This window comes from Streptomyces bobili, assembly GCF_002154575.1.
In the GTDB taxonomy this organism is placed as follows: domain Bacteria; phylum Actinomycetota; class Actinomycetes; order Streptomycetales; family Streptomycetaceae; genus Streptomyces; species Streptomyces bobili.
The window spans coordinates 1-4,642 of the sequence record NZ_MUBA01000320.1 but is presented as its reverse complement, the minus strand read 5'-3'; the positions used below and the strand labels follow the sequence as shown (position 1 = coordinate 4,642).

Annotated in this window: 4 protein-coding genes, 1 tRNA gene and 1 pseudogene; 5 read left to right on the top strand and 1 reads right to left on the bottom strand. The window is 73.1% G+C overall.

The features are described from left to right. Nucleotides 1-349 precede the first annotated feature (349 nt). The 3 genes from BZL64_RS24760 (at nt 350) to BZL64_RS24750 (ending at nt 2,452) form a co-directional block, all read left to right on the top strand. The gene (locus BZL64_RS24760; protein ID WP_086771404.1) at nt 350-1,129 is read left to right on the top strand and encodes an HAD-IIA family hydrolase; all 780 of its coding nucleotides are present in this window, start codon (nt 350-352) and stop codon (nt 1,127-1,129) included. A gap of 103 nt (nt 1,130-1,232) precedes the next feature. Continuing rightward, nucleotides 1,233-1,790, top strand: a complete 558-nt coding sequence (locus BZL64_RS24755; RefSeq protein ID WP_086771403.1) for a hypothetical protein — start codon at nt 1,233-1,235, stop codon at nt 1,788-1,790. Between the two features lie 2 nt (nt 1,791-1,792). Beyond that, on the top strand, nt 1,793-2,452 hold the full coding sequence (locus tag BZL64_RS24750) for a class F sortase (protein WP_086771402.1): 660 nt from the start codon (nt 1,793-1,795) through the stop codon (nt 2,450-2,452). Between the two features lie 52 nt (nt 2,453-2,504). Here the strand turns inward: BZL64_RS24750 and BZL64_RS24745 are convergent. Then, a tRNA-Lys gene (locus BZL64_RS24745) sits at nt 2,505-2,578 on the bottom strand. Between the two features lie 233 nt (nt 2,579-2,811). Between BZL64_RS24745 and BZL64_RS24740 the strand changes: the two genes are divergently transcribed. Together BZL64_RS24740 and BZL64_RS24735 are read left to right on the top strand one after the other, a co-directional pair. Beyond that, nucleotides 2,812-4,215 carry a peptidoglycan-binding protein gene (locus BZL64_RS24740; RefSeq protein WP_086771401.1) on the top strand — a complete coding sequence of 468 codons (1,404 nt, stop codon included), beginning with the start codon at nt 2,812-2,814 and terminating at the stop codon, nt 4,213-4,215. A 115-nt stretch (nt 4,216-4,330) separates the two neighbouring features. Next, nucleotides 4,331-4,642 (top strand): annotated as a pseudogene (locus BZL64_RS24735) (SPFH domain-containing protein); the annotation flags it as partial.

Below are 4,642 nucleotides of genomic sequence, written 5' to 3'. Positions count from 1 at the left end.
CCCGCACGCCCGACAGCTCCCCCTCCCTCGCCGACGAGGCCCAGGAGCTGGCTCTCACCGGTCTCTCCTCACCGGTCGGCGTCCTCGCCGTCACCGCCGCTCTCCTGGCGACGGGCACCGCCCTGGTCCTGGCCCGCAAACGCCGCTGAGTCATACGGAGGCGCGGCTGCGACGGCCCGTGAGGAAGCCCGGGGGGTCCCCGGCCGTACCGCCCGCGTACCGGCCGCGTATCGGCTGCTGATCGACGGGTTCCGGATCACGCGGTGCTGATTAGGCTGGGGGCGTCGGTACGCCGTGGTTCCGGCGCCCCCGCCCCTGCCCGTACGACGCACGCCAGGAGACGCACCACATGGCAGACCGCAAGCCCATCGAGTCGTGGCTCACCGACATGGACGGGGTGCTCATCCATGAGGGCGTCCCGATCCCCGGCGCAGACTCCTTCCTGAAGAAGCTGCGTGAGTCGGGCCGGCCGTTCCTCGTGCTGACGAACAACTCGATCTACACCCCGCGCGACCTGCACGCCCGGCTGCGCCGCATGGGCCTGGACGTGCCGATCGAGAACATCTGGACCTCGGCCCTGGCCACCGCCCAGTTCCTGGACGACCAGCGGCCCGACGGTTCGGCGTACGTCATCGGCGAGGCCGGTCTGACCACGGCGCTGCACGACATCGGCTACGTCCTCACCGACCACGAACCCGACTACGTCGTCCTGGGCGAGACCCGCACCTACTCCTTCGAGGCGATGACGAAGGCGGTCCGTCTGATCAACGACGGCGCCCGCTTCATCGCCACGAACCCCGACGAGACCGGGCCCTCCACCGAGGGCGCTCTTCCCGCCACCGGCGCGGTCGCGGCGCTGATCACCAAGGCGACCGGCAAGCAGCCCTACTTCGCGGGCAAGCCCAACCCGCTGATGATGCGCACCGGGCTGAACGCGATCGGCGCCCACTCCGAGACGAGCGCGATGATCGGCGACCGCATGGACACCGACGTGCTGGCCGGCATGGAGGCCGGGATGCAGACGTTCCTGGTGCTCACCGGCCTGACCCGGCCCTCGGACGTGGACGGCTTCCCGTACCGCCCGTCGAAGGTGGTCGACTCGATCGCGGATCTCGTCGACCGGATCTGAAACCTGCCGACGGGGAAAAGTGACCCGGACGGAGTAGCGGTGCCCCCACTGGAGATGCGGGGCACCGGCGGGCGGGGGAGCCTCCAGGTACTGGAGGTTCACGATGGGTTCATGGAAAGTCACACTCTGTGCGGGTGTCGCGGTCGTCGCCGCGACCCTCACCCCGACGGCGCACGGGTACGCCGCGGAACCGGCGGGCGGAGTCTCGGTGACCCCGTCGACCCCGGCCCCCGGCGACGAGGTCACCCTCAAGGTCACCGGCTGCTCCGGCAAGAAGGCCACCGCCGCGTCGAAGGCGTTCGTCTCCGACGCGCACCTGGTCGGCTCGGGCGGCGCGGGATCGGGCGGCTCCCTGTCCGGTGAGACCCGGATCCGCACCTCGATCGACCCCGGCTCCTACGACGTGACGATCACCTGCGCCGACTTCAGGGTCAGGGGCGCCGTCAAGGTCGTGGCCGCCTCCGCCCCGCCGTCCACGCCGGCGTCCCCGGTCGCGCCGGTGCGGGCGGGCGGTGGAGGCGCGGCACCGCTGGCCGCCGTCGACGACTCGCGCGTGGAGGGCCCCGGCGTGGCCCACGCGGTCACCGGTCTGCTCCTGGCGGGCGCCGCCGCCGTCGCCGTGGCGCTGCGCAGGACCCGGCGGCGCCGTGGGACGGACTGACCATGTCCGGACGCGAACGCTCCTCCGGGCGCCTCCTCACCGGCCTGACCTGGGCACTGCTCCTGCTCGGCCTGTGGCTGTGGGGGCGCGAGGTGACCGACGTACGGCCCGGCGCGAACGGCACCGCCACGGGTGACGTGGCCGCGGTGGGCCGGCCCGCCGACGCCGAGCTGCCGCCCGCCGCCCGGCCGCTGGGGGCCGCGCTGCCGCAGCGCGTGGACATCCCGCAGCTGGGCGTGCAGGCCCCGGTCGTGGCCCGCGGCCTGGACGCGGAGGGCGCGATCGCGGCGCCGCCCTACGACCAGGCGGGCGTCGTCGCCTGGTACGGGGCCGGTGTGCGGCCCGGCGCGGCCGGTACCGCGCTGATGGTCGGCCATGTCGACACCGAGACGCGCCCCGCCGTCTTCTACAAGCTCAGCACGCTGGTGGCGGGCGAGACGATCCGCGTGGTCCGCGACGACGGCCGGGTCGCCGAGTTCACCGTCGACGAGGTCGATGTGGTCCGGCGCGACGGCTTCGATGCCCGCCAGGCCTACGGCCCCCGTGAGTCGGGCCGCGCCGAGCTGCGGCTGATCACCTGCGGCGGCACCTTCGACCGGGCGAGCCGCAGCTATACGGCGAACGTGATCGTGTCGGCGTATCTGACCGGCACCACCCGGTAGGTCCGGAACAGCGGAAAGCCCCTCGCTCTCGCGAGGGGCTTTCCGCTGTCTGTGCGCCGCCAGGGACTCGAACCCCGGACCCGCTGATTAAGAGTCAGCTGCTCTAACCAACTGAGCTAGCGGCGCCTGCCTGACGACGTTAACTCTACATGACCTCCAGAGGTGCTCCGGCCCCCCGCGCAGGTGGCGCGCAGGTCGCGTGCGGGCCCCGGACACCGTCCGGACCTGCGCCGAACCCTCCGGAAGGACCCCGTGTACATCATTCGGACCGTCAGGAGGCGCGTCGGCAAGAGAGTTGGGAAAGACTGACGAACGTGCACAGTCGCGGACATTTCCATCTGGAGTGTGAGGGGAATCGCATGGTGGCTCCGGCATTCGAGGAATTCGAACCCGAGAGCGACTGCGAATGCCCCGGATGCGTCGACCGGAGGCGAGCCGTACCGGCTTCCCCGGCCGTCGGAATCAGCGGCCACCCGGCCGCCCATCGCACCGTCGTCATCGCCGCCGCGGCCTCCGCGGTCCTCGGTGCCGGCCACGCGGTCCCCGCCCTCGCCGCCCCACCGCAGGCTCCCGACCGGCCTGGGGTCCCCGTGGGCGACGGGCCCCAGACCCCGCAGGGCACCAAGGCGCCCCTGCACGGGCCGGGCGGCAAGCCCGCCGACACGGTCAAACTGCCGGCGACCACCCGAACGGAGATCATCAACCGCGCCAAGAAATGGGTCACGGCCAAGGTGCCGTACAGCATGAGCGCGTACTGGTCGGACGGCTACCGGCAGGACTGCTCCGGCTATGTCTCCATGGCCTGGGGCCTGCCCGGGAACGAGTGGACGGGCAGCCTCCACCAGTACGCGACCCGGATCACCAAGGAGGAGCTCCAGCCGGGCGACATGCTGCTCTTCCACAATCCGACCAACCCGACGAACGGCTCCCACGTCGTCCTCTTCGGCGGCTGGACGGACAACACGCACGGCTACTACATCGCCTACGAGCAGACCCGCCCGAGCACCCGCCGGCTCGCCACCCCGTACGCCTACTGGACCAACTCGGCCAAGTACGTCCCCTACCGCTACAAGGGCCTGGTCGCCGATCCGGCGAACCCCGGAGTTCCCGGAGTTCCCGGAGTTCCCCAGGTTCCCGAGGTGCCCCCGCCGGGCACTCCGGGCGGCGGCGGGGACGGTGCCAATCCCGGCTCGGGTGCCCAGGCACCGCCGTATCCGGGGCGGGCGTCCTTCGGGCCGGGGGCGGACAACAAGAACGTCACCGTGCTCGGCCGGCTCCTCGTCGAGCGCGGCGCGAAGCGGTTCTACACCTCGGGGCCCGGCCCGCGCTGGTCGGACGCCGACCGGCGGGCCACCCAGGCGTTCCAACAGGCCCAGGGCTGGCGCGGCGCCGACGCCGACGGGCTGCCCGGCCCGCTGACCTGGTCACTGCTGACCACCGGCAAGGGCAAGGACATCGCGGCGGCGGCTTCCGGTGGCTCGGGCGGCTCCGGATCGGCGGGCGCCCCCGCCCAGGCGCCGCGCGTCCCCGCGTATCCCGGCCGGGCCATGTTCCGGCCCGGCGCGGACAACGCGTACGTCACCCAGCTGGGGAGGCAGCTGGTGAAGAAGGGGTTCGGCACGTACTACGCGAAGGGGCCCGGACCGCGCTGGGGCGAGGCGGACCGGCGGGGCGTCGAGGCGTTCCAGCGCACCCAGGGCTGGCGCGGCGGGGCCGCCGACGGCTACCCGGGCCCGGAGACCTGGCGGCGGCTGTTCTCGTAGGCCGCACGCGCGCGACGACCCGGTACGTCCTGAAGGTCCCGGGCGATTCCGGGCCGTCGCGCGGCCGTCCCCATCCACTGTCATGGCGTATCTGGCGCGGAGGCTGGAGGCACGCATGAGCACGACCACTTCTCAGACGCCCGAATCCGAGGGGCCACCACGGCCCGCCCGGCTGATCCAGAACGAGGCGACCACCGAGATCCCCGTCCACCTGCTGTTCCGTGACGAGCCCGAGCCGAGGCCGGTGCCGCTCGGGCCCGTCGTCGTGGGCAGCCGGGCGGGCACCGGGGAGCAGCCGAGGTTCCGCCGGCCGACGCCGGCGAAGGCCCGCCCGGTCGCGCAGGTCGACCCGGCGCTCGTCGAGCGGCCCGGCCGGGTACTGCCCGTCGCGGTCGGGGTGGCCGCCGGGGTGTGCGGGGCGGCGGGC